Source organism: Streptomyces yongxingensis, from assembly GCF_055597465.1.
This window is the reverse complement of sequence record NZ_CM145717.1, coordinates 9575565-9599161: the sequence shown is the minus strand read 5'-3', so window position 1 is coordinate 9599161 and position 23597 is coordinate 9575565. Positions and strand designations below refer to the sequence as shown.

Here is a 23597-nt window from a genome sequence, read left to right as displayed (position 1 = left end):
CAGCCGTCGAAAAACGACAGGAGAAACATGAAGCCCGCTCCCTTCCAGTACCACCGGGCGCGCGACGTCGAGGGCGCCACGGCACTCCTGGCCGAACTGTCCGACGAAGCCAAGGTCATCGCCGGCGGCCAGAGTCTGGTCGCGATGATGAACTTCCGGCTGGCCCGCCCGGGGCATCTGGTCGACATCGCCGGCCTGCGCGAACTCGACCATCTGGGAGTCGAGGCCGACGGCGGGCTGCACATCGGGGCGCTCACCACCCATCACACGGTGGAGACCGCGCCCGCGGACCGGCTCGGGGCGGGTTTCGAGGTCATCCGCGATGCCATGCGGTGGATCGGCCATCTGCCGATCCGGACCCGCGGCACCGTGGGCGGGAGTATCGCGCACGCCGACTCGACCGCCGAGTGGTGCCTGCTGGCCGTGCTGCTCGACGCCGAGCTCGTGACCCACAGCCCGCGCGGGCGGCGTCGCATCCCGGCCGGTGAGTTCTTCTTCGGCTACTACACCACCGCCCTGGACCCCGACGAGATCCTTCTGGAGATCGTCTTCCCCCGCCCCGCGCCGCACGCGGCGCTCACCGAGTTCGCCGAGCGTCGCGGAGACTTCGCCATCGTCTCCGCCGCGGTCGATCTGGCGACCGACGGCGAGGACATCCGCGGCGGCCGGGTGGCTCTGGGCGGTGTCGCCGCGATGCCGGTACGCGTGCCCGAGGCGGAGGCCGTGCTGGCGGCCGGCGGCTCGTTCCGGGACTGCGCGGAGGCGGCGGCCTCCGCCGTGGATCCGCCGAGTGACGGACACGGCAGCGGCGACTACCGCAAGCACCTCATCCGCAATCTGATCGAGCGAGCCTGTGAGGAGGCGATGTCACGATGACGTCCGCCAAGGACGACCGGCTGGTCGGCAGGTCGGTGGCGCGCCGCGAGGATCCCCGGCTGCTGTCCGGACGCGGCCGTTTCGTCGACGACATCGAGCTGCCCGGCATGCTGCACGCGCAGTTCGTCCGCAGCACGGTCGCTCACGGGACGATCACCGAGATCGATCTGACGCGGGTGCGTCAGGTCCCGGGTGTCGTCGCCGCGTTCACCGCCGCCGACTTGGAGCTGGGTGACATCACCGCCCAGCTCGGCCGCCCGCTCTCGGAGTTCGTGCCGACCGCCATGCCCGTCCTCGCCCGCGACCGGGTCCGCTACGTCGGCGAGCCCGTCGCCGTGGTCGTCGCCCGGGACCCCTACCTCGCCGAGGACGGCCTGGAGGCCGCCAAGGTGACGTACGCGCCGCTGCCGCCCATCACCTGTGAGGAACAGGCCCTCGCCCCCGACGCTCCGCGGGTGCATGCGGAGGCCGCCCGGAACACCCTGGTCGACGTCCGCCTGTTCGCCACCGAGGGCATCGACGAGGTCTTCGACCAGGCTCCGTGCGTGGTCCACGTCGATGTGCGAACCGGCCGCCAGAACGCCCTGCCGCTGGAGACGCGTGGCGCGGTGGCGCAGTGGGACGACCGGGAGGAGCAGCTCGTCCTGCACACCTGCACCCAGACCCCGCATCAGGTGCGGACCGTGGCCTCGCGCTGCCTGCGGCTGGACGAGCGCGCGGTGCGCGTGATCGTCCCGGACATGGGTGGCGGCTTCGGCCTCAAGTGCGTGGTCGGCCGCGAGGAGATCGCCGCCGCGGCGGCCGCGCTGCGGCTCGGCCGGCCCGTCAAGTGGATCGAGGACCGCAAGGACGCCCTGTCCGCCTCGTTCCTCGCCCGGGAACAGCACTACACCGCGCGCGCCGCCTTCGACGCCGACGGCCGGATCCTCGGCCTCGACGCGGACGTGGTGTGCGACATGGGCGCCTACTCCTGCTATCCGTTCACCGCCGGTATCGAGCCGCTGATGGCCTCCGCCGAGATGCCCGGCGTCTACAAGGTCCCCGCCTACCGGGTGCGCGGCCGGGCCATCACCACCAACAAGGCGCCCACCGCCCCCTACCGGGGCGTGAGCCGCCCGAGTTACGTCATGGCCATCGAGCGGCTCATGGAACGCGCCGCCCGCGAACTGCGCCTGGACCCGGTGGAGATCCGGCGCCGCAACGTCATCACCGACTTCCCGTACACCGGCGTCAACAACATCACCTACGACCCCGGCTCGTATCTGGAATCCCTCGACCTGTGCGAGCGGGCACTGCACGAGGCGGGCTGGTACGACCGGCAGGCCGCGGCCACGGCCGAGGGGCGGCACATCGGGATCGGCTACAGCTGCTTCAGCGAGCGCACCGGCTACGGCTCCGCCGCCTTCGCCCAGCGCAAGATGGAGGTCGTGCCCGGGTTCGACCTCGCCGAGGTCCGCATGGACACCAGCGGCGCGGTCACCGCCACCACCGGCACCATCAGCCACGGGCAGAGCCATGAGACGACCATGGCGCAGATCGTCGCCGATACGCTCCACCTCGACCTCGCCAAGGTCAAACTCCACCAGGGCGACACCGACCGCATCACCTACGGCTGGGGCACCTTCGCCAGCCGCTCGATCGCGGTCGGCGGCAGTGCCGTACGTCTGGCGGCGGGCAAGCTCGGCGACAAACTCCGCGCCATCGCCGCCGCCGAGTGGGGCATCCCCCCGGAGGACACCGAACTGGACCGGGGCCGGGTCCGCCGACGCGACGACCCGGATGTCGCACTCTCCTACGAGCACCTGGCCGACACCGCCTATCTCAAATCGCATCTGCTGCCCAAGGACATCGACCCGGGCCTCACCGCCACCGCCGTCTTCGACGTCCACAACGACGGCACCTTCTCCAATGCCACCCACGGGGCGGTGGTGGAACTGCACGAGGGCACCGGGCAGGTGGAAATCCTCGCCTACTTCTGCGTCGAGGACTGCGGTGTCGCCGTCAATCCGCAGGTGGTGGAGGGGCAGTGCCGGGGCGGCATCGCACAGGGGATCTCGGGGGCGCTCTTCGAGCAGATCACCTACGACGCCCAGGGCGAGCCGTCGGCCACCAGCTTCATGGACTACAAGGTGCCCACCGCACACGAGATCCCGGAGGTGGTGATCCACCATCTGGAGACCCCTTGCGCCTTCACCGCGACGGGAGCCAAAGGCGCCGGCGAGGGCGGCACCATCGGGGCCCCCGCCGCCGTACTCAACGCCGTCAACGACGCACTGCGGCCCACCGGCGTCGAACTGGACCACACGCCCATCACACCGGAGACGGTCCACCGTGCCCTGACCCCCCGCACACCGGAGCAGACACCATGAACGACACCACCGGCCTGGGCGACGACGTCCAGCTCATCACGCTCGACGTCAACGGCACGTCATACGAGGTGATCACGGCGCCGCGCCGCACCCTGGTGGACGTGCTCCGCCACGATCTGCGGCTGACCGGCACTCATGTCGGCTGCGAGCACGGGGTCTGCGGGGCCTGCACCGTGCTCGTCGACGGGCTCCCGGTCCGGGCCTGTCTGATGTTCGCCGCCCAGGCGGAGGGAGCGCGGATCACCACCGTCGAATCCCTCGCCGACTCCGGCACCGGTGAGCTCAGCGATCTCCAGCGGGCCTTCACCGCTCACCACGGCCTGCAGTGCGGCTTCTGCACCCCCGGCTTCTTGATGTTGGCCCAGGGCTTCCTCGCGGAGCGGCCGGAGGCGACCAAGGAGGACATCCGGGAGGTCGTCGCCGCGAACCTGTGCCGGTGCACCGGCTACCAGACCATCGTCGAGGCGATCGACGCCTGCGCGACCGCCCGGCGCTCTCAGCGTGCCATGGGCGCCGAGGAGGACTCATGCAACTGATCAATACCGTTTCCGTCAAAGCCGAGCCCGACGCGGTGTTCGCGCTGCTCGGCGACGTCCGGAGAGTGGCGTCCTGTATGCCCGGCGCCGCTCTTGAAGGCCGTGACGGCGATGCCTGGCGTGGTGCGGTCAAGATCAAGGTGGGCCCGATCTCGGCCGCCTATGCCGGCACCGTGCGCTTCCTGGAGGTCGACGCCGAAAAGCGGAGGCTGCGTGTCCACGCCAGCGGCGCCGACACCCACGGCAGCGGCGACGCCGAGGCCGAGGTTTCCCTGGAGGTCCTCCCGGCCGAGGGCGGCGCCCAGCTGAACCTCTCCACCGACCTGGTGATCCGGGGCAAGATCGCCCAGTTCGGCAAGGGAGCCATCGGGGCGGTGTCCGACAGGATCCTCCAGCAGTTCGCCCAGAACCTCGGCGACCTTCTCCTTCAGCAGGACGGCGCGGAAGTGTCCCCCGCCTCCGGCGCGGCGCCCGCCGCGGCCACTCCCGCGGCCGGCGCGGCCGCCGAGGCGCCCGGTGAGCTCAACGGAATGGTGCTGATCGCGGGCCCGCTGCTGAAGAAGTACGGCCCGGTCGCGGCCGCGTTCCTGTTCGGGCTCTCTCAGGGCTGGCTGCTGGGGAGGCGCCGATGAGCGGCGGACTGTACGGCGTCGCCGCCGACCGCACCTACCAGCGGGCCGGCTTCGGTGCCGCGGTGCGGCGCGGCAGCCGTCCGGCGATCGTCGTGGTGGACCTGACCCGCGGTTTCACCGAGGACTCCTACCCTTCCGGTGCCGACCTCTCCGAGGTCGTGGCCGCCACCACCCGCCTGATCGAGGCGGCCCGGCCGGTGGATGTGCCGGTGATCTTCACCGCGATCGCCTACACCGAGGCCGAGGCGTCCGGTGACGCGGTCGCCTGGCTGCGCAAGGCCCCCGGTATGCGCACCTTGGTCGAGGGCAGTGATGCCGTGGCCATCGACCCGCGGCTGCCCATGCGGCCGGGACACGATCCGCTGGTGATGAAGAAGGGGGCCTCGGCCTTCTTCGGCACGAGTCTCGCCGCCATCCTGACCGGTCTGGGCCGCGACACCGTCGTGGTGTGCGGCGCCACCACGAGCGGCTGTGTGCGGGCCACCGTGGTCGACGCCGTCCAGTCGGGCTTCCCGGTGCTGGTGCCCCGTGCCTGCGTGGGTGACCGGGCCGAGGGGCCGGCGGACGCGGCGCTCTTCGACATCCAGGCTAAGTACGGCGACGTCGTCACCCTCGAGGACGCCGTCGGCTACATCGGCTCCGTTCCCGCCCCGGCGGCTCCTGACGCGGCCCGGCGTTCCCACCGACGAGGAGACAGCACATGACACGGCGTTCGGTCCTGCAGAGCGCGCTCGCCGATCTGGCCGATGTGCCGGCCACGAGCCGGTGGGTGCGCTCCGGAGAGGTACGGCTGCACGCCCTCGACTACGGCGGCGACCTGCCGGCGCTGGTCGTCCTGCCCGGTATCACCAGTCCCGCGGTCACCATGGACTTCGTGGCACGCGAACTGACCGACCTGGTCAGGCCGGTGGTGCTGGACGTACGCGGCCGGGGTCTGTCCGACGAGGGCGACGGCTACGGGCTGGAGGAGTACGCCGAGGACACCGAAGCCCTCATCACCCACCTCGGCCTCGACCGTCCGCTGCTCCTCGGTCACTCCATGGGCGCGCGGATCGCGGCGGCCGTCGCGGTGCGTGCCAAGGTGCCCCTGCGCGGCACCGTGCTGGCCGATCCGCCGATGAGCGGCCCGGATCGCGGACCCTACCCCACCACCCGGGAGGTGTTCCTGCGGCAACTCTCCGAAGCCCGGCGCGGAACGGACGCCGACGAGGTGGCCGCCTCCTGGCCCACCTGGCCGCGGCGGGAACAGGAGCTGCGGGCCCGCTGGCTGTCCAGTTGCGCCGAGGAGGCCATCGTGGCCACGCACCACGGCTTCGAACACGAGGACTTCTTCGACTGGTGGCCCCGGGTGCCCGGACCGGCCCACCTGCTCTACGGAGCCGACAGTCCCGTCGTGACGGCGGAAGGGGCGCGGGAGGCCGCCGGGAGCAATCCGTCGGTGCCGCTGCACGAGATCCCCGGCGCCGGCCACATGATCTTCTGGGACGCCCCGGCCACCGCCACCGCGACGCTCCGCGACGCGCTGCGGACCATCCTCTCCCCGGCCGCCTGACCGGTGCCCGCTGCCCCGTTTCGGAGGACCAATCCCATGGCAGACCATCACATCGGGCTGATCGTGCCCAGCTCCAACCTGACGATGGAGACCGAGCTTCCCCGGATGCTCACCGCACGGGAGTCCATCGCCTCCCACGACCGCTTCGTCTTCCACACCAGCCGGATGCGGATGAAGCACGTCACCCCGGACGAGCTGCGCGCCATGAACGCGCAGACCGAGCGGGCCGCCCTCGAACTGGCCGACGCGCGGCCCGACGTCGTCGCCACCGCCTGCCTGGTCGCCATCATGGCGCAGGGGCCGGGTCACCACTGTGTGGCGGAGGCCGACATCACCTCCGCGCTGCGGGCCGAGGGCTCCCAGGCGCCCGTGGTCTCCAGCGCCGGCGCCCTGCTCAGCGGCGTCGAGGCGCTCGGCGCCCGCCGGGTCGCGATCATCACGCCGTATATGAAGGAGCTCACCGCCAAGGTGGTCGACTACATCGAGGACGCCGGTATCGAGGTGGTCGACGCGCTCAGCCTCGAAGTTCCGGACAACCTGGCGGTGGCCCGTCTGGACCCCGCCGATCTCCGTGAGCACTGGCGCCGCCTGAACCTGGGCAGGGCCGACGCGCTGGTGCTGTCGGCCTGCGTGCAGATGCCGTCGCTGGCGTCGATCCAGCCCGTCGAGGACGAGGCGGGGCTGCCCGTGCTGTCAGCGGCCACCTCCACCGCGTTCCGCATCCTGACGGAGCTCGGGCTGCCGCCCGTCGTGCCCGGCGCCGGGAGCCTGCTCGGCGGTCAGGTCTCCCGCCCGGCCGGGAGCGGCTCCGGAACGACGGCCGGGCGGAGCTCCGGCGGTACGGGACCGATCCACCTCGGTACCGGTCGGTGAGCCTGCGGCCGGGGCCGGAGGGTGTGCCGGCGCCCGCCCCGCTATCCCTCGGCGTCAACCGTGCGTGCTTAAGTAGGTTCTATGACTGACCCGACCCCGTCCGCCGAGACCCGCCCGGCGGCTCCCACTGCCCTGACAGCCGCGCCCGGCTATCAGGTCCGCCGTCTCTACCAGGCGTATCTCGCCGTGTGGGCACGGGAGGTGGACCCAGTCCTCACCGGCCCTCAGTTCGCGGTGCTGCAGACAGTGGAAGCCCATCCGGGCCAGGACCAGCGCTCCATGGCCGCCGCCGTCGCCCTGGACACCTCCACCATGGCCGACGTGGCTCGCCGGCTGGAGAACCGTGGTCTGCTCGCCCGGCGAACCGCGGCTGCCGACGGCCGTCGCAAACTGCTCTACCTGACCGACGCGGGCCAAGAGGCGCTCCGGGAGGCGAACCACCGGGCGCGCAGGCTCGACAAGATCCTCCTGGAGTCCTTCGACGAGGCGGAACGCGAACGGTTCGTCGTCAAGCTGAAGGCGCTCGCCGACCGCTGGGAGGAACTGGCGGAGGCGGCATAGCCGTCTGCCGCGCCTGGGCACACGGCCCACCCCCGCTACCCGGCGAGGGTCTTCCGGGCGCCGGACCTTCAGTCCTCGACGGCGCCCTCCAGGACCAGCGTCAGCCGCAGGATGGCCGCCCGCACCCCGTCGCCGTACGGATCCTCGCCGAGCGCGCCGGCGGCCTCGCGCGCCAGCGCCAGCTGGCCCCGGGCCGCCTCCTCCTGCCCCAGCTTCAGATGGCTCGCGGCCACGTTGAGGTGGAGGGAGGGCAGGAACGCCCTCGGCACCAGCGCCCCGGTGAGCGCGTCGGCGGCGGCGAGCGCCCGCAGGTCCCAGATCAGCTCGTCGAGCGGGTCGTCCTGGGTGTCGGCCAGATAGTGGGCGAGGGCGCAGCGGTGGAAGGGGGCGCCGTCCCGTTCGATCTCCCGCCACAGCGCGGCGAGGCGATTGCGCGCCTCCTCCCGGTCGCCGCCCCGGTGCAGCATGACCGCCTGCCCGATCCGGGTGAGTACGGCATCGCCCTCCGGCGCCTGCTGCCGCGCTTCCGCCATCGCCGCCTCCCGTCTTTCGAAACGACGCTAGCCGCTCGCGCCCGCGCCGCTCGGCGTGTCGTGGCGCGGCGGGGCCTTAAGGGGTGTCGTCCGGCGCGCCGTAGCGGCGGGCCAGTTCGGTGACGGCGCGGGCGACGGCCGACCGCAGCTCGGGCGGGCCCAGCACCTCGGCGTCGGTGCCCAGCCGCAGCATGTCGTGGACCGCGACCGGCAGCGACTCCACCGGGAGGACGACACGCCGTCGCCCCTCGGCGTCGGGCGCGCCCGCAGCGGCCACCGCCTCCGCGCCCACCGCCCCGAACTGCATCGGGAGCAGCTTCATCCCGCGCTCGGAGAGCAGGAGTTCGGCCTCGCCCTGGAAGCGCATGGACTCCAGCCGGCGGGACGACTCCGCCCAGGAGGCGGCGAGGTCGAATCCGGCGGGCCGCTCGAAGACCTCCTCCAGCACCTCGGCGTCGAGGATCCGCGCCACCCGGTAGCTGCGCACGGATTCCTCGACCCTCGCCACCAGGTACCAGATGCCGCCCTTGAGGACGAGGCCCAGCGGGCACAGCTCCCGCCGCACCTCGCCGCGCCAGCGGCGGTAGTGCACCCGCAGGACGCGCCGCTCCCATACGGCCTCGGCGGCCGCCGCCAGATGGGGCACCGGCTCGGCGTCCCGGAACCAGCCCGGCGCGTCGAGGTGGAAGCGCTCCTGGATGCGCCGGGACCGCTCCCCCAGCTCGGCCGGGAGCGCGGCCCGCAGCTTGAGCTGGGCCGTGGTGAGGTGGGCGCCCAGGCCCAGCTCGGCGGCCGGGCCCGGCATCCCGGCGAGGAAGAGCGAGTCGGCCTCGTCGCCGGTGAGCCCGGTCAGCCGGGTGCGGTATCCGTCGAGCAGCCGAAAGCCCCCGGCCGGGCCCCGGTCGGCGTACACCGGCACCCCGGAGGCGCTCAGCGCCTCCACATCGCGGTAGACGGTGCGCACCGAGACCTCCAGCTCGGCGGCGAGCTCGGGCGCGGTCATCCGGCCCCGGTTCTGCAACAGCAGGAGCAGTGAGAGGAGGCGGTCGGCGCGCATGCGGTCCATTGTGGCCGCCGTACCTGACAGAAGATGTCAGGTACGGCGGCCAGAGTGGTTCCCGCAGCCGATCCCGGCCCCGGAAAGGATCCACCATGACCACGCACACCACCGGCCACTTCACCTACGCCGACTGGCAGGAGTCCGCCCTCGAGGAGGCCGAGGGCGGTGCCAAGCTGGCCCGGGCCGTGGTGACGAACGCCTTCTCGGGCGGTATCGAGGCACCGCGGACCAGCTGTCAGTACGCCATCACCTATCTGTCCGACAAGACCGGCGTCTGCTGCGGCTACGAGCTGCTGACCGGCACCCTGGACGGGCGCGCGGGCAGCTTCGTCGTGGTCCAGCACGGCGGCTGGGGTGAGGACGCCGCCGTCCACTGCACCTTCGAGGTGGTGCCCGGGTCCGGCACCGGCGAGCTGACCGGGCTCACCGGATCGGGCACCTTCTCCGCCGTCCAGGGGGAGTCCGAGACCCCCTACAGCTTCGACTACACGCTCTGACCCCGGTCAGGCGCCGAGGTCCGGGATCCGCCAGTCGATCGGGGTGTGGCCCTGGGCCTTGACCGCCTCGTCGATCTGGGTGAAGGGGCGCGACCCGAAGAACTTCTTCGCCGACAGCGGGGACGGGTGGGCCCCCTTCACCACCGCGTGCCGCGACGCGTCGATGAGCGGCAGCTTCTTCTGGGCGTAGTTCCCCCAGAGCACGAAGACGGCCGGATCGGGGCGCGAGGCCACCGCGCGGATCACCGCGTCGGTGAACTTCTCCCATCCCTTGCTCTTGTGGGAGTTGGCCTCGCCGCCCCGGACCGTCAGCACCGCGTTGAGCAGCAGCACACCCTGCTCGGCCCAGGGCATCAGATAGCCGTTGTCGGGCACCGGGTGGCCGAGCTCCTCCTGCATCTCCTTGAAGATGTTCCGCAGCGACGGCGGGGTTTTGACGCCCGGCCGCACCGAGAAGCACAGACCGTGGCCCTGGCCCTCGCCGTGGTACGGGTCCTGCCCGAGGACGAGCACCTTCACCTGGTCGAACGGCGTGGCCTCCAGGGCGGCGAACACCTCCTCGCGCGGCGGGTACACCGGCCCCTTGGCCCGCTCCTCCTCGACGAACTCGGTGAGCTCCTTGAAATACGGCTTCTCCAGCTCCTCGCCGAGGACCCCGCGCCAGGACTCGGGCAGCACATAGGGCACGTCTTCAACCTCCGGTCGGTGTTTCCGTCTTACGGACACAGAACCTACCGGCGGCCGCCGACAACGCCTCACACGCTCCCGGGCCACTTCGGCGGCGCGGGGCCGGACCGGGCGCCGGTCAGCCGAGCCCGGCGCCCAGGAGGATGCCGCCGTCCACGACGAGCGTCTGGCCGGTGACCCACGCCGACTGGTCGGAGGTGAGGAACGCGGCCGCGCCCCCGATGTCCTCCGGCGCGCCGAGCCGCTTCAGCGGATAGGCCGCGGCGGCCTCCTCCTCCCGCCCCTCGTACAGGGCGGTGGCGAACTTGGTCTTCACCACCGCCGGAGAGATGGCGTTGACCCGCACCCGGGGGGCGAACTCCTGGGCGAGCTGCACCGTGAGGTTGATCATGGCGGCCTTGCTGACGCCGTACGCCGCGATGAACGGCGAGGACGACATCCCGGCGAGCGAGGCGATGTTGACGATCGTGCCGCCGTTCTCCTGCTGCCATGCCTTCCAGGTCCGCTGGGCGAAGCCCAGTGCCGAGACGACATTGGTCTCGAAGACCTTACGGATCACATCGAGGTCGAGATCGGCGATGGGCGAGTAGACCGGGTTGGTGCCGGCGTTGTTCACCAGGTGGTCGACGCGTCCGAACGCCTCCATCGCCCGCTCCACGGCGGCCGCCTGGTGCGCCTGGTCATGGGCCTTCCCGGCGACGTAGATCGCGCGGTCGGCCCCGAGCCGCTCCACGGCCTCCTTGAGCGCGTCCTCGTTGCGCCCGGTGATGCACACCCGGTCGCCACGGGCCACCATCGCCTCGGCGATGGCGTAGCCGATCCCCCGGCTCGCCCCGGTGATGAGCGCGGCCTTGCCGCTGTCCTGTATCTGCGCGGTCATGTGGTGCGTGACTCCTGATCAGTTGAGCGGGCCGCCGGCCACGTACAGGACCTGGCCGGAGACGAAACCGGCCGCCTCGCCGGTGAAGAAGGCGATCGCGTTGGCGATGTCGGCGGGCTCCCCGACGCGCTGCACCGGGATCTGGCTCGCGGCCGCCTTCTGGAAGTCCTCGAAGCCCATGCCGACGCGCTCGGCGGTCGCGGCGGTCATGTCGGTGGCGATGAAGCCGGGCGCCACGGCGTTGGCGGTGACGCCGAACTTGCCGAGCTCGATGGCGAGGGTCTTGGTGAAGCCCTGCATTCCGGCCTTGGCCGCGGAGTAGTTGACCTGGCCGCGGTTGCCCAGCGCCGAGCTGCTGGAGAGGTTGACGATCCGGCCGAAGCCCGCGTCCACCATGTGCTTCTGGCAGGCGCGCGACATCAGGAACGCGCCGCGCAGATGCACGTTCAGCACGGTGTCCCAGTCGGACTCGCTCATCTTGAACAGCAGATTGTCGCGGAGCACACCCGCGTTGTTGACCAGGATCGTCGGCGCGCCGAGCTCCTCGGCGACACGCGCGACGGCGGCCTCGACCTGCTCGGCGTCCGACACATCGCAGCCCACGGCGATGGCCTTGCCGCCCGCCTCGGTGATCTTCTCCACGGTGGCCGCACAGGCCCCCTCGTCGAGGTCGAGCACGGCGACGACGCGGCCCTCCTCGGCCAGGCGCACGGCGGTCGCCGCGCCGATGCCGCGGGCCGCGCCCGTCACGATGGCAACGCGCTGCTCGGTGGTGGACATGCGGGTTCTCCCTCGCATCGATGGCGGCTCACCGTCCCGGTCCCGGGAGTGAGCAACCGCTTAGTCTCTCCTGCGCACGAGACGCTATGAGGCCCGCCACCGCCTGTCAACGACCGCCCTTATGTGCTCGCTCACCTCCGCGCGCTTTGAGCCGATGCGTCACCGCACCAGCAGGTCGAGCAACCGTTCGAGCTCCGCCTCCGCGTCCGCCGTCAGGCCCGTGTGCACCGGCCCCGGCTGGACCACCGTGGAGCGCGGTGCCACGAGCCAGCGGAAGCGCCGTCCCGCGTCCTCCCCGCCCGCCTGACCGGCCCGCTCTCCCCCGCCGCAGACACACTCCACCGCGCGCAGCGCGGCCCGTACCGCGGGCACGTCCGCCGACGGGTCCAGCGCGCGCAGCCGGTCCTCGTCCAGATGGACCCGGGCCGCCACGAAGGACGTGGCGCGGCAGTAGACGACCACGCCCGCGTTGATCAGCTCACCGCGCTCGACTCGGGGGACGACGCGCAGCACGGCGTATTCGAAGACGTCCCGGCCGTTGTGGAACCCGCTCACCGCGCCGCCTTTCCGTCGACCCACACCCGCAGCCACTCGGGGGCCTTGGACGGCCCCTCACCGGCGCGCTCCCCGAGCGTGATCCTCTGCTCCACCGTGGCCGCCCGCTCCAGCAGCACCTCGACATAGGCGCGGCGCACCGCGTCCGGGCCGTCGAAGCCCGGCTCGTCGGTCAGCCATTCGTCGGGGACGTCCGCCACCACCTCGGTGAGCAGCTCCTCGGTGATCCGCGGCGCCAGGGCCCGGCCGGCCGCGGCGATGTCCGGTGCGAACGGCGCGAGGACGTGGTCGGAGGCGTCGTACGGCTTGGTGGCGGCCTTGTCCAGCCCGCGCCAGCCGTGGTGCCAGATCATCGTGGCGCCGTGGTCGATGAGCCAGAGCTGCCCGTGCCAGACCAGCATGTTGGGGTTGCGCCAGGAGCGGTCCACATTGCCGATGAGCGCGTCGAACCACACGACCCGGCCGGCCTCCTCCGCGCCCACCTCGAAGGCGAGCGGGTCGAAGCCGAGCGACCCGGGGAGGTAGTCCATGCCGAGGTTGAGCCCGCCACTGGCCTTGAGCAGCTCCTGCACCTCCTGGTCCGGTTCGCTCAGACCGATCACCGGATCCAGCTGGATCCGCACCAGATCCGGCACTCGCAGCCCCAGCCGGCGGCCCAGCTGACCACAGACGACCTCTGCGACGAGGGTCTTGCGACCCTGCCCGGCCCCGGTGAACTTCATGACGTAGGTGCCCAGATCGTCGGCCTCGACGATGCCCGGCAGCGATCCGCCCTCGCGCAAGGGCGTGACATACCGGATCGCGGTGACTTCGGTCAACATTTTCCCAGGCTATCCGACTTACTGACCTTGCAATCCACGATTGGCTCCAGGCAGGCACAAACCGAGGAATCCGCCGCCATAAGCCCTGGGGAGCAGTGCTGTGATCTTCATCGTTGTGCCCTCTGAGCGAGGTCCTCTATCAGCTCGGGGAGCCGCTCGAACTGGGCGGGGTCGGCCAGGGCCGAGCCCAGGGAGACGGCGGCGGCTCCGGCGTCGAGGAACTCCAGGGTGTTCTCCAGGCCCATGCCGCCGGTCGCCACGAAGCGAGCCTCGGGGAACGGGCCGGCCATCGAGGTGATCCAGCCGGACCCGAGGTCGGTGGCAGGGAAGGCTTTGAGCCAGGTCAGGCCGAGCGCTTGGGCCTGCTGGATCTCGGTGGCGGTCGCCACGCCCGGCAGATGCGGCAGGCCCGCGGCGAGCGAAGCCTCCGCGATCTCGCGGGAGAAGCCGGGGGCGACGGTGAAGCGTGCCCCGGCCGCCACAGCGCGCTCCACGCGGTCGAGGGTGGTCACCGTGCCGGCGCCCACCGCGGCGCCGCGCTCCTCGCCGGCTGCCACCGCGGCCCTCAGCGCCGCTACCGCGTCATCGCTCTGGACGGGCACTTCGACGAGCCGGATGCCGACGTCCCAGGCCCGCCGGGACACCTCCACGGTGCGTCGCGGGTCGAAGCCGCGCAGGATCGCCATGAGCGGGAGGGCGTCGAACGCCTCCTCGAACAGCCGGTCGTACGCGGTCATGGGGTTGTTCGTCATTGGGTCCAGCCAAGTGCTCGGGAGATGGATTGGGCGGTGGTCCGGATCGTCGGCAGCAGCTCTCGCAGCCGGGCGAGGTCCACCTGCGCTTTGAGCGCCGTGACGGACAGGGCGGTGCGCACCGCGCCCGTGCCGTCCCGGACCGGGAGGGCAACGCAGTTGATGAAGGGCTCGTACTCTCCGTCGTCCACCGCCCAGCCGCGCTCGCGGATCTCGCGCAGTTGGGCGGCGAAGTCGTCGGCGTTCGTCACCGTCGTGTCGGTGAACCGCTCGTAGGAGTAGCCGTCCAGGACATGGGCGCGTTCCTCCGCGGGCATATAGGCCAGGATCACCTTGCCGACGCCGGAGGTGTGCAGCACGACTGGCTTGCCGATCTGCGCGTACAGCCGTACTCCACCCTGCGGGTCGACCTTGTCGACGTAGAAGACGCGGCCTTCCTCGACGGTGGCGATGTGCACGGTGAGGCGGAGCTTGCGGCCCAGCTCCAGCAGGTGCGAGTGGGCGATGGTGCGCAGATCGAACTGTTCGAGTGCGGACTGCGCCAGGCCGGCCAGCCGGTAGCCGACGGCGAACGAGCCGTCCTCCCGTCTGCGGGCGAGCCCGCCCTGGCACAGGTCCTGCAACAGGCGCAGCGCCGTGGTCCGGTGGACGCCCAGGCTTGCGGCGACGTCTGTCGGATGCCGGGGGCTCTCGCTGATCAGCTCCAGGACACGGATGGCGCGTTCCACGGTCTGGCTCATCGGGCGGCCTCCGCTGTACGCAGGACGGTGGCGTCCGCGTGGTCCCCGACCGCGCCCAGGGCGAAAGCGGCCAGCCGGTGGCCGAGCCGCAGCCGGTCGGCCGGCCCGGCGCCGCGCAGCCAGGCGGAGAGGTAACCGGCCGCGAAAGCGTCCCCCGCGCCGACGGGTTCGACCACCTCGACCGGGCTCGCGGGGACGAAGACGGCCGGGCCGCCCCCGGGCGGGAAGTGCGTGGCGCCGACGGCCGCGTCTTTCACCACCAGACCCACCCCGGGCCCGACCAGCTCTCGCGCCTGCTCCGCGGTCTCGGCTCCCCAGACGTGCTGGGCCTCGTCCAGGCCGACGAAGACGACGTCCGCCCGACGTGCCAGGGCGAGCAGCGGTCCGGCGGCCTGCCGCGTACTCCACAGGGCGGCGCGGTAGTTGACGTCGAACGAGCAGCGCGCCCCGGCCGCACGGGCGCGTTCGAACAAGGCTGTCGACGTCGCGGCACAGCCGTCCGACAGGGCAGGAGTCACCCCGGACAGGTGCACCAGGCGCGCGGTGGACAGCGGGAGGCTGTCGAGACAGGCAGGGGTCATCCTGGAGGCGGCCGAGCCGGTCCGGTAGTAGTGCACCCGGGTGCCCTCCGGACCGGGGTCCTTGAAGTACACACCGGTCGGTGCCGAGCGGTCCCGCTCGACGTGGCCGACATCGACGCCTGAGCGAGCGATCGCGGACAGCACCTGCTCCCCCAGTGGGTCGGCGCCCACTCGGCTCGCCCACGCGGTGCGGTGGCCGAGGTCGGAGAGGTACTGCGCGACCGTCGACTCGGCTCCGGCGACCCGGATAGCCGCATCGCGTGCGGTGGCGAGACGCTCACCCGGCGCGGGGGCCACCAGGACCATCGCCTCACCGAGGCACAGCACTTCGGGCTCTGACACTTCTTCTCACACCTCTGTGTACTCGATGTCGGCCGGTGCGCGGCCGTCGCCGGCGCCGCTCCTGAGCTCCTCGCGGCGCAGGGCGCGGGGCGCGGTCTCCGGAAGCAGCAGCACCGACACGGCGGTGACGATTCCCGACAGGGCCATGTATCCGGCGAGCAGCCATGGGCTCCCACCGCCCGCGTGCACCAGCAGGGTGGCGATGAACGGCGCCGTGCCGGAGAAGAGTACGGCGGTGGTTTCGCGGGCCAGGACCAGACCGGTGTAGCGGACTTCGGTGAGCAGCAGCTCCGAGAAGAACGAACCCGCCGGGGCGAAGATCATCGAATTGAGCATGACGGCGAACCCGAGGATCACGGCCATCACGATCAGTGGCGTCGACTTCGTGCCCACCAAGAGCCAGAACGGTCCGGCGAACGCGGCGACGGCCAGACCACCGGCGATCATCAGCGGGCGCCGGCCGATCCGGTCGCACAGCCAGCCGCAGACCGGCACACCGACGATGGAGACGGCGGAGGCGACGGTGATGGCGATGACCGCCACGTTGTCCGGCAGCCCCAGTTCCTGGGTGGTGTAGGCGGGCAGGTAGCCCTGGATCGAGTACGAGGCGATGGCGGTGGCACAGCCGGCGCCGATCATGAGCACAATCCGCCGGCCGTGGTGGCGGACCGCCTTCACCAAAGGGGCCTTCTCCGTCTTGCCCTCGGCCACGGCGTCCTTGAAGCTCTCGCTCTCCTCGGACATGTACCGCAGGACGATGCCGCCGATCACCACGAGCACCGAGGCGAGGTAGGGCAGCCGCCATCCCCAGTCGAGGAACTGCTCCTGGGGCAGCGAGGAGACCACCGCCATGGATCCGGACGCGCACACCACGCCCAGGAACTCGCCGGCGCCGGGCAGCGACGCGTAAAAGCCGCGATTGCCCGGCTTGGCGCTCTCGGTGGTCCACACATAGGCGCCGCCGAGTTCGGCGCCGACACCGAGTCCCTGAAGGATCCGGCAGGCGACGAGCAGCGCCGGGGCCCACACGCCTATCTGCTCGTAGGTCGGGAGCACGCCGATGGCCAGGGTGCCGAAGCCCATCATCAGCAGCGTCACCATCAGCACCGGTTTGCGTCCCCAGCGGTCGCCGAAGTGAGCCAGGATCAGCCCGCCGACGGGACGTGCGGCGAAACCGACGGCGAACGTGGCGAACGAGGCGAGAGTGGCGACGAACTCGGACTCACCCGAGAAGTAGATCTTGTTGAACACCAACGCCGCGGAGGTACTGAACAGGAAGAAGTCGTACCACTCCAGGACAGATCCGACCACAGCGGCCACGGCGTTGCGGCGCCGCGCCGTGCGCTGGGAATGGTGGCCGACTGTCTCGGCCACAGGGCTGTCCGGCATGCGTGCTCCTTTGCACGGCAGGTGTCCTGCCAAAGTGTTTCGGCGCAGTCAACCTCGTACCGAGCGATATACACACCAGTTGTGCACATATTGCACGCAGGGCCGGCGAACTGGCCGGCACCGGCATCCAGGCCGCCCACGTCGGCATCGACGTGTCGTACCGGCTTCCCGCCGCCTCCTCGTCGAACCCCGCCCCGCAGTGGCTCACGTGCTGCCGCGTCCTCCGACAGACGGCCGGGCGCCACCGTCTCCTTGGACCCGCGATCTCTGCCCCGGCCCGCACGGCGAGATCGGGCGCGGCCGACAGGGCCGGCGGGCGGCGGATGCCGCCGGGACACACCGGCTCACACCCCGTAACCTCCGTCGACGTCGAGCATCTGACCGGAGATGAAACCGGCTCGGTCCGAGGCCAGGAAGCACACGGCCTCGGCGATGTCGCTCGCCGACCCGAACCGCCGCAGGGGGATATTGCCGCGGGTGACTTCCAGGGCCCGTTCATCCAGGTCCCCCGAACCGATCAGCCGGGCGGCCATCCCGTCGAGCAGCATTCCGGGGCCCACACAGTTGGCACGCACCCCGAACCGGCCCTCCTCCGCGGCGAATCCCCGCACCAGCGCCTCGACGGCCCCCTTCGGCCCGGCGGAGAGACCGTCCCGGACCGGGAAGCGACGGGTGGCAGCCGTGGTGACCGCGACGATGCCGCCCTTGGCCGCGCGCAGCCGTGGCAGGGCCGGCCGCACCAGGTTGAAGAAGGCGATCGCGTCCTCCTCGATCTGCTGTCGGAACCGGTCCGGCGTCACCCGGCTCAGATGCACCATGGGCACATGCGGTCCGGCCGCGTAGACGAGCGTGTGGATGCGGTCGAAGCGGTCCGCCACCTCGTCCAGGAAGCGTGCCGTCGCGTCGGCGTCCGACAAGTCCAGCGGCCAGGCGGACGCCCGGACACCCGTCGCCTCGGCCTCCTCGGTCAGGGCGATCGCGGCCTCGGCGTTCTTCCGGTACGTCAGCGCCACATGGCTGCCGCGCCCGGCCAGCATGCGGGTGATGGCGGCTCCGATGCCACCGGTGGCACCAGCGATCACGGCCACACCCGGTCGGTCGGCGAAGTCCCGCATCGGATTCTCCTGCCTCTTGTTCCCGACCGCCGGCTACCGAGCCGGCGCTTGGTCGGACGAGGTGCGTCGTTCAGCGCACCCATCCAGCGAGGAGTGAGCCGCGGTCACACCGCGCAGGTCGATGACGTTGGCATTCCAGCGGTGTCTTCCGCGCCGGCCTGATGGCCCCTCCTCCGGCCTCGCTTCCGAGCGGTCATCGTGTGCCGTAGACCGGCTGTGGGATGTCCGAGGCGGCGAGCAGCCCCAGCACCGCCTCGCCGGCCTCCGCCGGACTCCACCGGGCCCCTTTGTCGGCGGCCGGACCGGGACGCCAGCCCTCCATGACGGTGATCCGGCCGCCCTCCGCCTCGAAGACCCGTCCGGTGACCCCCGCGGAGGCGGCGGATCCCAGCCAGACCACCAACGGGGAGACGTTCTCCGGGGCCATCGCGTCGAATCCGCCCTCGGCCGGCGCCGCCATCGTCTCGGCGAAGGTGTGCTCGGTCATGCGGGTACGCGCGGCCGGGGCGATCGCGTTGACCTGGACGCCGTACCGGCCCATCTCGGCGGCGGCGACGAGCGTGAGGCCGACGACTCCGGCCTTCGCGGCGGAGTAGTTGCCCTGGCCGACACTGCCGAGCAGCCCGGCGCCCGAGCTGGTGTTGACGACGCGCGCCCGGGGCGTTCGGCCGTCCTTCGCCTCGGCACGCCAGTGCGCGGCAGCGTGCTTCAGCGGCAGGAAGTGGCCCTTGAGGTGGACCCGCATGACGGCGTCCCAGTCGTCCTCGTCCAGATTGACCAGCATCCGGTCACGGAGGAACCCGGCGTTGTTGACCAGGGTGTCGAGCCTCCCGAACGCCTCCAGGGCGGTGGCGATCAGCGAGGCGGCACCGTCGGTGGTCGCGATGTCACCGCCGTGCGCGACCGCCTCGCCGCCCGAGGCCACGATCTCGTCCACGACCCGCTGGGCCGGGCCATCCCCTTCCGCACTCCCGTCCAGCCCCACGCCGAGATCGTTGACCACCACCTTCGCCCCCTCGGCGGCGAGGGCGAGTGCATGGGCCCGGCCCAGTCCGCGGCCGGCTCCGGTGACGACGGCGACGCGTCCGGCGCAGATTCCGGTCATCTTCATGTCTCCTTGTTGACGGTGGCGGCGTCGAGGAAGGCGGGGCGTTCCCCGCCGCCGTGGACGAGCAGGCTCGCGCCGGAGATGTACGCGGCGCGGCCGGAGGCGAGGAAGACGCAGGCGTCGCCGACCTCGGAGGGCTCCGCGAGGCGCCCGAGCGGTACGGTGCGGCCGACGGCCGCGACGCCCGCCTCGTCTCCGTAGTGCAGAGGGGAGAGTTCGGTGCGGACCATGCCGAGGACGAGCGTGTTGATCCGTATCGTCGGTGCCCACTCCACGGCCATGGTGCGGGCGAGGCTCTCCAGTCCCGCTTTGGCGGCGCCGTAGGCGGCGGTGCCCGGGGAGGGGCGGGTGCCGCTGACGCTGCCGATCATGGTGATCGAACCGCCTGCCGCCTGGCGGCTCATCACCTCGTACGCGGCGAGGGAAGCGGTGAGCGGAGTGAGGAGATTCAGCTCCAGGACTCGCGCATGGCGCTCGGGCCCGCCGTCGGCCAGCATCCGGAACGGCGCCCCTCCGGCGTTGTTGACGAGAGCGTCCAGCCGTCCGTGGTCGGCGGCCACCTGGGCGAAGAGTTCCCGTACGGCCGCCGGATCGCGCAGGTCGACAGGGACGAACCGGGCCGCGCGGCCACCCGCCTCCACCGTCGCGTCCGGGCTTCTGCGCGCGCAGACCACGACCTCCGCGCCCGCTTCGAGGAAGGCCCTCGCGATCCCCGCGCCCACGCCCCGGGTACCGCCGGTGACGACGGCGACCCGGCCCGACAGGTCGTAGGCCACGCTCACCATGAACCTCCCGCTTCATACCATCCACTGCTACGGTGCCTAACAAATGCTTGGTAGGAAGGTAGCTGATGCGCTCATGGGTGTCTCCACCTCCGAGCCGGAAAAGGGCATCGTCGTTGTCACCGTCGACTTCCCGCCCGTCAACGCCCTGCCCGTGCGGGGCTGGTACGACCTGGCCGACGCGGTGCGCGCGGCAGGCCGCGACCCCGGCGTCCGATGCGTCGTACTCACCGCGGCGGGGCGCGGTTTCAACGCGGGCGTCGACATCAAGGAAGTGCAGCGCGACGGCGGCCACGGCGCCCTGATCGGAGCGAACCGCGGCTGCTTCGAGGCGTTCGCGGCGGTGTACGAGTGCGAGGTCCCGGTCGTCGCGGCCGTGCAGGGCTTCTGTCTCGGTGGCGGGATCGGGCTGGCGGGCAACGCCGACGCGATCGTGGCGAGCGAGGACGCGGTCTTCGGGCTGCCGGAACTGGACCGGGGCGCTCTGGGGGCCGCGACCCATCTGGCACGGCTGGTCCCCCAGCACCTGATGCGCGCCCTCTACTACACCTCGCGCAGCGCCACCGCCGAGGAACTGCGTCAACACGGCTCGGTCTGGAAGGTCGTCCCGCGCACGGAACTGCGGGACGCGGCCCTGGAGCTGGCCCGCGAGATCTCGGCCAAGGACGGATATCTGCTGCGCCTGGCCAAAGCCGCCATCAACGGCATCGACCCCGTGGACGTCCGGCGCAGCTACCGCTTCGAGCAGGGCTTCACCTACGAGGCGAACCTCAGCGGGGTCGCCGACCGCGTCCGCGCCACCTTCGGCGCGGACAAGGACGAAGGCGCGGAGGTGCAGTCATGAGCAGGAACAAGACCATGACCGCCGACGAGGTCGTCGCCCGCCTGGAGAGCGGCATGACGATCGGCATCGGCGGCTGGGGATCGCGGCGCAAGCCCATGGCACTCGTACGGGCCCTCCTGCGCTCGGACATCACCGATCTGACCGTCGTCTCCTACGGCGGCCCGGACGTCGGCCTGCTGGCCGCGGCCGGAAAGATCCGCAAGCTGATCGCGGCGTTCGTCACCCTCGACTCCATACCCCTCGAACCGCACTTCCGCTCCGCCCGGGAGCACGGCACGTTCGAGATGACGGAGCTGGACGAGGCCATGTTCATGTGGGGGCTGACCGCGGCCGGACACCGCCTGCCGTTCATGCCGATCCGGGCGGGCCTCGGCTCGGACGTGATGAAGGTCAACCCGCACTTGCGCACGGTGCGCTCCCCGTACGACGACGGCGAGGAACTCGTCGCCGTCCCGGCACTGCGCCTGGACGCCGCGCTCGTCCACCTCAACCGGGCCGACGCACACGGCAACGGCCAGTACCTCGGGCCCGATCCCTACTTCGACGACCTGTTCTGCGAGGCCGCGGACCGGGCGTATCTCTCCTGTGAACGGATCGTGGACAGCGCGGAGTTGCGAGCGGAACACGGCCCCCAGACCCTGCTGGTCACCCGGGCGTACATCAATGGAGTGGTCGAGGCCCCGGGCGGTGCGCACTTCACCTCATGCGCCCCTGACTACGACCGCGACGAGGCATTCCAGCGGGCCTACGCGCAAGCCGCCGCCGACCCCGAGGCGTGGCGGGGGTTCACCGAGCGGTTCCTGTCGGGAGACGAGGACGCCTATCAGGCGGCCGTCGCGGCGTTCGCCAAGGAGGCCACATGAGCGAGAGCGTGACCCGCGCCGAATGCTGCGTGGTCGCCTGTGCCGAGGCGTGGCGCGGCGACGGGGAGATCCTGGCGAGCCCGATGGGCACCGTGCCCACGATCGGCGCACGGCTGGCGAAACTCACCTTCTCCCCCGATCTGCTGCTGACCGACGGGGAGGCGATGCTGATCGGCGACGTCCCGGCGGTGGGGAGCGGTTCCCAGGTGACCGAGGGCTGGCTGCCGTACCGCCGGCACCTGGCGATGGTGGCCGGTGGGCGGCGCCACGTCATGATGGGCGCCAGCCAGCTCGATACTTACGGCAACCAGAACATCTCCTGCGTCGGCGACTGGGGCAAGCCCCGGCGGCAGCTCCTCGGAGTGCGCGGCGCTCCCGTCAACACACTGAACAATCCGACGAGTTACTGGGTCCCCCGGCATTCGCCGCGCGTCTTCGTCGAGCGGGTGGATATGGTCTCGGGGGTCGGCTACGACCGAGTGGCGACCGCCGGGCCCGCGACGAGGCGCTTCCACGAGATCCGGCGTGTCGTCACCGATCTGGCGGTGCTGGACTTCGCCACTCCCGACCACTCCCTGCGGCTGTGCTCTGTGCATCCCGGCGTCACGGTGGACCAGGTGCGGGAGGCCACCGGCTGCTCGCTGGCCGTCCCGGACGAGGTACCGCACACCCGTATGCCGTCGGCGGAGGAACTGCGGCTGATCCGGGAGGTCCTCGACCCGAAGGGGCTGCGCGACCGCGAGGTGAGGTCATGAGCGGAGTCACGATCGCGACGCCACTGACGAAGCTGGTCGGGGTCCGCCACCCCATCGTCCAGACGGGCATGGGGTGGGTGGCCGGACCCCGGCTCGTCTCGGCCACGGCGAACGCCGGAGCGCTGGGCATCCTCGCCTCGGCGACGATGACACCGGATCAGCTACGGGCCGCGGTCCGCGAGGTCGGATCCCGTACCGACGCGCCGTTCGGGGTCAATCTGCGGGCGGACGCGGGGGACGCGGCCGAGCGGGTGCGGATCATCGTGGAGGAGGGCGTGCGGGTCGCGTCGTTCGCCCTCGCCCCTTCCCGCGAGCTGATCGCCCGGCTGAAGGACGCCGGAGTCATCGTGATCCCGTCCATCGGCGCGCGCCGGCACGCGGAGAAGGTCGCCGCCTGGGGCGCGGACGCGGTGGTCGTCCAGGGCGGCGAGGGCGGCGGCCACACCGGCAACGTCGCCACCACCGTCCTGCTGCCCCAGGTCGTGGACGCCGTGGACATCCCCGTCGTCGCCGCGGGCGGCTTCTTCGAGGGCCGTGGCCTGGTCGCGGCGCTCGCCTACGGGGCGGCGGGGGTGGCGATGGGCACCCGGTTCCTCCTGACGTCGGACAGCACCGTCCCGCGCGCCGTACAGGCCCGCTATCTCCAAGCCTCGGTTCAGGACGTCACGGTCACCACGAAGGTGGACGGGCTCCCCCACCGGATGCTGCGCAGCGAACTGGTGGACACCCTGGAGCGTTCCGGCCGGACGGCCGCCCTGCTGCGCGCCGTACGCCACGCCGCGTCCTTCAGGAAGCTGTCCGGCCTGAGCTGGACGCACATGGTCCGCGACGGGCTGGCGATGAAGCGCGGCAAGGACCTCACGTGGGGTCAGGTCCTGCTGGCCGCCAACACCCCGATGCTGCTGCGGGCGTCCATGGTCGACGGCCGTACGGATCTCGGTGTGATGGCGTCAGGACAGGTCGCGGGCCTCATCGAGGACCTGCCGTCCTGCGCCGAACTGGTCGAGGGGATCATGGCTGAGGCGCGTACCGTCCTGGGTCGGCTGCCGCAGGTCACCTGAGCGTCCTCCGCACCGGCCGACCCGTTGCCGCCGACCCGAGCGCTCGGGCCTGC

Annotated in this window: 27 protein-coding genes; 13 read left to right on the top strand and 14 right to left on the bottom strand. The window is 71.5% G+C overall.

Annotated elements, in window-relative coordinates; all coding sequences use genetic code 11:
- The first annotated feature begins 27 nt into the window (after window positions 1-27).
- The 8 genes from ACZ6TD_RS41050 to ACZ6TD_RS41015 all read left to right on the top strand — a co-directional run bounded on the left by ACZ6TD_RS41050 (window position 28) and on the right by ACZ6TD_RS41015 (window position 7399).
- Window positions 28-876 (top strand): FAD binding domain-containing protein, encoded by an 849-nt coding sequence (locus ACZ6TD_RS41050; protein ID WP_471346353.1) that lies wholly within the window; start codon window positions 28-30, stop codon window positions 874-876.
- Window positions 873-3245 carry a xanthine dehydrogenase family protein molybdopterin-binding subunit gene (locus tag ACZ6TD_RS41045; protein WP_471346351.1) on the top strand — a complete coding sequence of 791 codons (2373 nt, stop codon included), beginning with the start codon at window positions 873-875 and terminating at the stop codon, window positions 3243-3245. The genes ACZ6TD_RS41050 and ACZ6TD_RS41045 overlap by 4 nt, the downstream gene beginning before the upstream one ends.
- Window positions 3242-3781, top strand: coding sequence for a (2Fe-2S)-binding protein (locus ACZ6TD_RS41040; protein ID WP_471346349.1), 540 nt, complete (start codon window positions 3242-3244; stop codon window positions 3779-3781). The genes ACZ6TD_RS41045 and ACZ6TD_RS41040 overlap by 4 nt, the downstream gene beginning before the upstream one ends.
- Window positions 3772-4413: an SRPBCC family protein gene (locus ACZ6TD_RS41035; RefSeq protein WP_471346348.1), complete on the top strand. Its 642-nt coding sequence runs from the start codon at window positions 3772-3774 to the stop codon at window positions 4411-4413. Before ACZ6TD_RS41040 ends, ACZ6TD_RS41035 begins: the two co-directional genes overlap by 10 nt.
- A complete protein-coding gene (locus tag ACZ6TD_RS41030) occupies window positions 4410-5117 on the top strand; it encodes an isochorismatase family protein (protein WP_471346346.1) in 708 nt (235 codons plus the stop codon). The genes ACZ6TD_RS41035 and ACZ6TD_RS41030 overlap by 4 nt, the downstream gene beginning before the upstream one ends.
- Window positions 5114-5965: an alpha/beta fold hydrolase gene (locus ACZ6TD_RS41025; RefSeq protein WP_471346344.1), complete on the top strand. Its 852-nt coding sequence runs from the start codon at window positions 5114-5116 to the stop codon at window positions 5963-5965. Before ACZ6TD_RS41030 ends, ACZ6TD_RS41025 begins: the two co-directional genes overlap by 4 nt.
- Window positions 5966-6001: 36 nt before the next feature.
- Window positions 6002-6838 carry a maleate cis-trans isomerase family protein gene (locus ACZ6TD_RS41020; RefSeq protein WP_471346342.1) on the top strand — a complete coding sequence of 279 codons (837 nt, stop codon included), beginning with the start codon at window positions 6002-6004 and terminating at the stop codon, window positions 6836-6838.
- An 81-nt stretch (window positions 6839-6919) separates the two neighbouring features.
- Window positions 6920-7399, top strand: a complete 480-nt coding sequence (locus tag ACZ6TD_RS41015; RefSeq protein WP_471346341.1) for a MarR family winged helix-turn-helix transcriptional regulator — start codon at window positions 6920-6922, stop codon at window positions 7397-7399.
- 68 nt (window positions 7400-7467) lie between these two features.
- Here ACZ6TD_RS41015 and ACZ6TD_RS41010 read toward each other — a convergent pair whose 3' ends face one another.
- Both ACZ6TD_RS41010 and ACZ6TD_RS41005 read right to left on the bottom strand, forming a co-directional pair.
- Window positions 7468-7932: a hypothetical protein gene (locus ACZ6TD_RS41010; RefSeq protein ID WP_471346339.1), complete on the bottom strand. Its 465-nt coding sequence runs from the start codon at window positions 7930-7932 to the stop codon at window positions 7468-7470.
- A gap of 76 nt (window positions 7933-8008) precedes the next feature.
- Entirely contained in the window at window positions 8009-8989 is a 981-nt protein-coding gene (locus ACZ6TD_RS41005; RefSeq protein WP_471346337.1) for a helix-turn-helix transcriptional regulator, read from the bottom strand.
- Window positions 8990-9084: 95 nt separating this feature from the next.
- On the opposite strand from ACZ6TD_RS41005, the gene ACZ6TD_RS41000 reads away from it, so the two are divergent.
- Entirely contained in the window at window positions 9085-9489 is a 405-nt protein-coding gene (locus tag ACZ6TD_RS41000; RefSeq protein WP_471346335.1) for a DUF3224 domain-containing protein, read from the top strand.
- 6 nt (window positions 9490-9495) lie between these two features.
- On the opposite strand, the gene ung is transcribed toward ACZ6TD_RS41000, so the two are convergent.
- From ung to ACZ6TD_RS40940, 12 genes are all read right to left on the bottom strand, one after another.
- Window positions 9496-10176, bottom strand: a complete 681-nt coding sequence (ung, locus tag ACZ6TD_RS40995; RefSeq protein WP_471346333.1) for a uracil-DNA glycosylase — start codon at window positions 10174-10176, stop codon at window positions 9496-9498.
- A gap of 118 nt (window positions 10177-10294) precedes the next feature.
- Window positions 10295-11056 (bottom strand): SDR family oxidoreductase, encoded by a 762-nt coding sequence (locus ACZ6TD_RS40990; RefSeq protein WP_471346331.1) that lies wholly within the window; start codon window positions 11054-11056, stop codon window positions 10295-10297.
- Between the two features lie 18 nt (window positions 11057-11074).
- Complete coding sequence (gene fabG / locus ACZ6TD_RS40985) at window positions 11075-11836, bottom strand: 3-oxoacyl-ACP reductase FabG (protein ID WP_191068961.1); 762 nt, start codon at window positions 11834-11836, stop codon at window positions 11075-11077.
- 159 nt (window positions 11837-11995) lie between these two features.
- Window positions 11996-12391: a DUF3037 domain-containing protein gene (locus ACZ6TD_RS40980; RefSeq protein ID WP_471346329.1), complete on the bottom strand. Its 396-nt coding sequence runs from the start codon at window positions 12389-12391 to the stop codon at window positions 11996-11998.
- The gene (locus tag ACZ6TD_RS40975) at window positions 12388-13212 is read right to left on the bottom strand and encodes a HipA family kinase (RefSeq protein WP_471346327.1); all 825 of its coding nucleotides are present in this window, start codon (window positions 13210-13212) and stop codon (window positions 12388-12390) included. Before ACZ6TD_RS40975 ends, ACZ6TD_RS40980 begins: the two co-directional genes overlap by 4 nt.
- A gap of 107 nt (window positions 13213-13319) precedes the next feature.
- Window positions 13320-13964: a bifunctional 4-hydroxy-2-oxoglutarate aldolase/2-dehydro-3-deoxy-phosphogluconate aldolase gene (locus ACZ6TD_RS40970; protein ID WP_471346325.1), complete on the bottom strand. Its 645-nt coding sequence runs from the start codon at window positions 13962-13964 to the stop codon at window positions 13320-13322.
- On the bottom strand, window positions 13961-14704 hold the full coding sequence (locus tag ACZ6TD_RS40965) for an IclR family transcriptional regulator (RefSeq protein WP_471346323.1): 744 nt from the start codon (window positions 14702-14704) through the stop codon (window positions 13961-13963). The genes ACZ6TD_RS40970 and ACZ6TD_RS40965 overlap by 4 nt, the downstream gene beginning before the upstream one ends.
- Entirely contained in the window at window positions 14701-15627 is a 927-nt protein-coding gene (locus tag ACZ6TD_RS40960) for a sugar kinase (protein ID WP_471346322.1), read from the bottom strand. The genes ACZ6TD_RS40965 and ACZ6TD_RS40960 overlap by 4 nt, the downstream gene beginning before the upstream one ends.
- 6 nt (window positions 15628-15633) lie before the next feature.
- The gene (locus ACZ6TD_RS40955; RefSeq protein ID WP_471346320.1) at window positions 15634-17016 is read right to left on the bottom strand and encodes an MFS transporter; all 1383 of its coding nucleotides are present in this window, start codon (window positions 17014-17016) and stop codon (window positions 15634-15636) included.
- 344 nt (window positions 17017-17360) lie between these two features.
- Window positions 17361-18131 (bottom strand): SDR family NAD(P)-dependent oxidoreductase, encoded by a 771-nt coding sequence (locus tag ACZ6TD_RS40950; protein WP_471346318.1) that lies wholly within the window; start codon window positions 18129-18131, stop codon window positions 17361-17363.
- A gap of 193 nt (window positions 18132-18324) precedes the next feature.
- Window positions 18325-19236: an SDR family oxidoreductase gene (locus tag ACZ6TD_RS40945; protein ID WP_471358500.1), complete on the bottom strand. Its 912-nt coding sequence runs from the start codon at window positions 19234-19236 to the stop codon at window positions 18325-18327.
- Between the two features lie 2 nt (window positions 19237-19238).
- Window positions 19239-20024: an SDR family oxidoreductase gene (locus tag ACZ6TD_RS40940; RefSeq protein ID WP_471346316.1), complete on the bottom strand. Its 786-nt coding sequence runs from the start codon at window positions 20022-20024 to the stop codon at window positions 19239-19241.
- Window positions 20025-20097: 73 nt separating this feature from the next.
- On the opposite strand from ACZ6TD_RS40940, the gene ACZ6TD_RS40935 reads away from it, so the two are divergent.
- From ACZ6TD_RS40935 to ACZ6TD_RS40920, 4 genes are read left to right on the top strand one after another with little or no spacing between them, the layout of a single operon-like run.
- A complete protein-coding gene (locus ACZ6TD_RS40935) occupies window positions 20098-20865 on the top strand; it encodes an enoyl-CoA hydratase family protein (protein ID WP_471346315.1) in 768 nt (255 codons plus the stop codon).
- Window positions 20862-21728 carry a CoA transferase subunit A gene (locus ACZ6TD_RS40930; RefSeq protein WP_471346313.1) on the top strand — a complete coding sequence of 289 codons (867 nt, stop codon included), beginning with the start codon at window positions 20862-20864 and terminating at the stop codon, window positions 21726-21728. The genes ACZ6TD_RS40935 and ACZ6TD_RS40930 overlap by 4 nt, the downstream gene beginning before the upstream one ends.
- The gene (locus tag ACZ6TD_RS40925) at window positions 21725-22483 is read left to right on the top strand and encodes a CoA-transferase subunit beta (RefSeq protein WP_471346312.1); all 759 of its coding nucleotides are present in this window, start codon (window positions 21725-21727) and stop codon (window positions 22481-22483) included. Before ACZ6TD_RS40930 ends, ACZ6TD_RS40925 begins: the two co-directional genes overlap by 4 nt.
- Window positions 22480-23544, top strand: coding sequence for an NAD(P)H-dependent flavin oxidoreductase (locus ACZ6TD_RS40920; RefSeq protein WP_471346310.1), 1065 nt, complete (start codon window positions 22480-22482; stop codon window positions 23542-23544). The genes ACZ6TD_RS40925 and ACZ6TD_RS40920 overlap by 4 nt, the downstream gene beginning before the upstream one ends.
- Window positions 23545-23597 lie beyond the last annotated feature (53 nt).

What these genes read in the sequence shown, in the direction of transcription:
- ACZ6TD_RS41050 (WP_471346353.1), top strand. Translation starts at nt 28, where the DNA reads ATGAAGCCCGCTCCCTTCCAGTACCACCGGGCGCGCGACGTCGAGGGC.
- ACZ6TD_RS41045 (WP_471346351.1), top strand. Translation starts at nt 873, where the DNA reads ATGACGTCCGCCAAGGACGACCGGCTGGTCGGCAGGTCGGTGGCGCGC.
- ACZ6TD_RS41040 (WP_471346349.1), top strand. Translation starts at nt 3,242, where the DNA reads ATGAACGACACCACCGGCCTGGGCGACGACGTCCAGCTCATCACGCTC.
- ACZ6TD_RS41035 (WP_471346348.1), top strand. Translation starts at nt 3,772, where the DNA reads ATGCAACTGATCAATACCGTTTCCGTCAAAGCCGAGCCCGACGCGGTG.
- ACZ6TD_RS41030 (WP_471346346.1), top strand. Translation starts at nt 4,410, where the DNA reads ATGAGCGGCGGACTGTACGGCGTCGCCGCCGACCGCACCTACCAGCGG.
- ACZ6TD_RS41025 (WP_471346344.1), top strand. Translation starts at nt 5,114, where the DNA reads ATGACACGGCGTTCGGTCCTGCAGAGCGCGCTCGCCGATCTGGCCGAT.
- ACZ6TD_RS41020 (WP_471346342.1), top strand. Translation starts at nt 6,002, where the DNA reads ATGGCAGACCATCACATCGGGCTGATCGTGCCCAGCTCCAACCTGACG.
- ACZ6TD_RS41015 (WP_471346341.1), top strand. Translation starts at nt 6,920, where the DNA reads ATGACTGACCCGACCCCGTCCGCCGAGACCCGCCCGGCGGCTCCCACT.
- ACZ6TD_RS41010 (WP_471346339.1), bottom strand. Translation starts at nt 7,932, where the DNA reads ATGGCGGAAGCGCGGCAGCAGGCGCCGGAGGGCGATGCCGTACTCACC.
- ACZ6TD_RS41005 (WP_471346337.1), bottom strand. Translation starts at nt 8,989, where the DNA reads ATGCGCGCCGACCGCCTCCTCTCACTGCTCCTGCTGTTGCAGAACCGG.
- ACZ6TD_RS41000 (WP_471346335.1), top strand. Translation starts at nt 9,085, where the DNA reads ATGACCACGCACACCACCGGCCACTTCACCTACGCCGACTGGCAGGAG.
- ACZ6TD_RS40990 (WP_471346331.1), bottom strand. Translation starts at nt 11,056, where the DNA reads ATGACCGCGCAGATACAGGACAGCGGCAAGGCCGCGCTCATCACCGGG.
- fabG (WP_191068961.1), bottom strand. Translation starts at nt 11,836, where the DNA reads ATGTCCACCACCGAGCAGCGCGTTGCCATCGTGACGGGCGCGGCCCGC.
- ACZ6TD_RS40975 (WP_471346327.1), bottom strand. Translation starts at nt 13,212, where the DNA reads ATGTTGACCGAAGTCACCGCGATCCGGTATGTCACGCCCTTGCGCGAG.
- ACZ6TD_RS40970 (WP_471346325.1), bottom strand. Translation starts at nt 13,964, where the DNA reads ATGACGAACAACCCCATGACCGCGTACGACCGGCTGTTCGAGGAGGCG.
- ACZ6TD_RS40965 (WP_471346323.1), bottom strand. Translation starts at nt 14,704, where the DNA reads ATGAGCCAGACCGTGGAACGCGCCATCCGTGTCCTGGAGCTGATCAGC.
- ACZ6TD_RS40955 (WP_471346320.1), bottom strand. Translation starts at nt 17,016, where the DNA reads ATGCCGGACAGCCCTGTGGCCGAGACAGTCGGCCACCATTCCCAGCGC.
- ACZ6TD_RS40950 (WP_471346318.1), bottom strand. Translation starts at nt 18,131, where the DNA reads ATGCGGGACTTCGCCGACCGACCGGGTGTGGCCGTGATCGCTGGTGCC.
- ACZ6TD_RS40945 (WP_471358500.1), bottom strand. Translation starts at nt 19,236, where the DNA reads ATGACCGGAATCTGCGCCGGACGCGTCGCCGTCGTCACCGGAGCCGGC.
- ACZ6TD_RS40940 (WP_471346316.1), bottom strand. Translation starts at nt 20,024, where the DNA reads ATGGTGAGCGTGGCCTACGACCTGTCGGGCCGGGTCGCCGTCGTCACC.
- ACZ6TD_RS40935 (WP_471346315.1), top strand. Translation starts at nt 20,098, where the DNA reads ATGGGTGTCTCCACCTCCGAGCCGGAAAAGGGCATCGTCGTTGTCACC.
- ACZ6TD_RS40930 (WP_471346313.1), top strand. Translation starts at nt 20,862, where the DNA reads ATGAGCAGGAACAAGACCATGACCGCCGACGAGGTCGTCGCCCGCCTG.
- ACZ6TD_RS40925 (WP_471346312.1), top strand. Translation starts at nt 21,725, where the DNA reads ATGAGCGAGAGCGTGACCCGCGCCGAATGCTGCGTGGTCGCCTGTGCC.
- ACZ6TD_RS40920 (WP_471346310.1), top strand. Translation starts at nt 22,480, where the DNA reads ATGAGCGGAGTCACGATCGCGACGCCACTGACGAAGCTGGTCGGGGTC.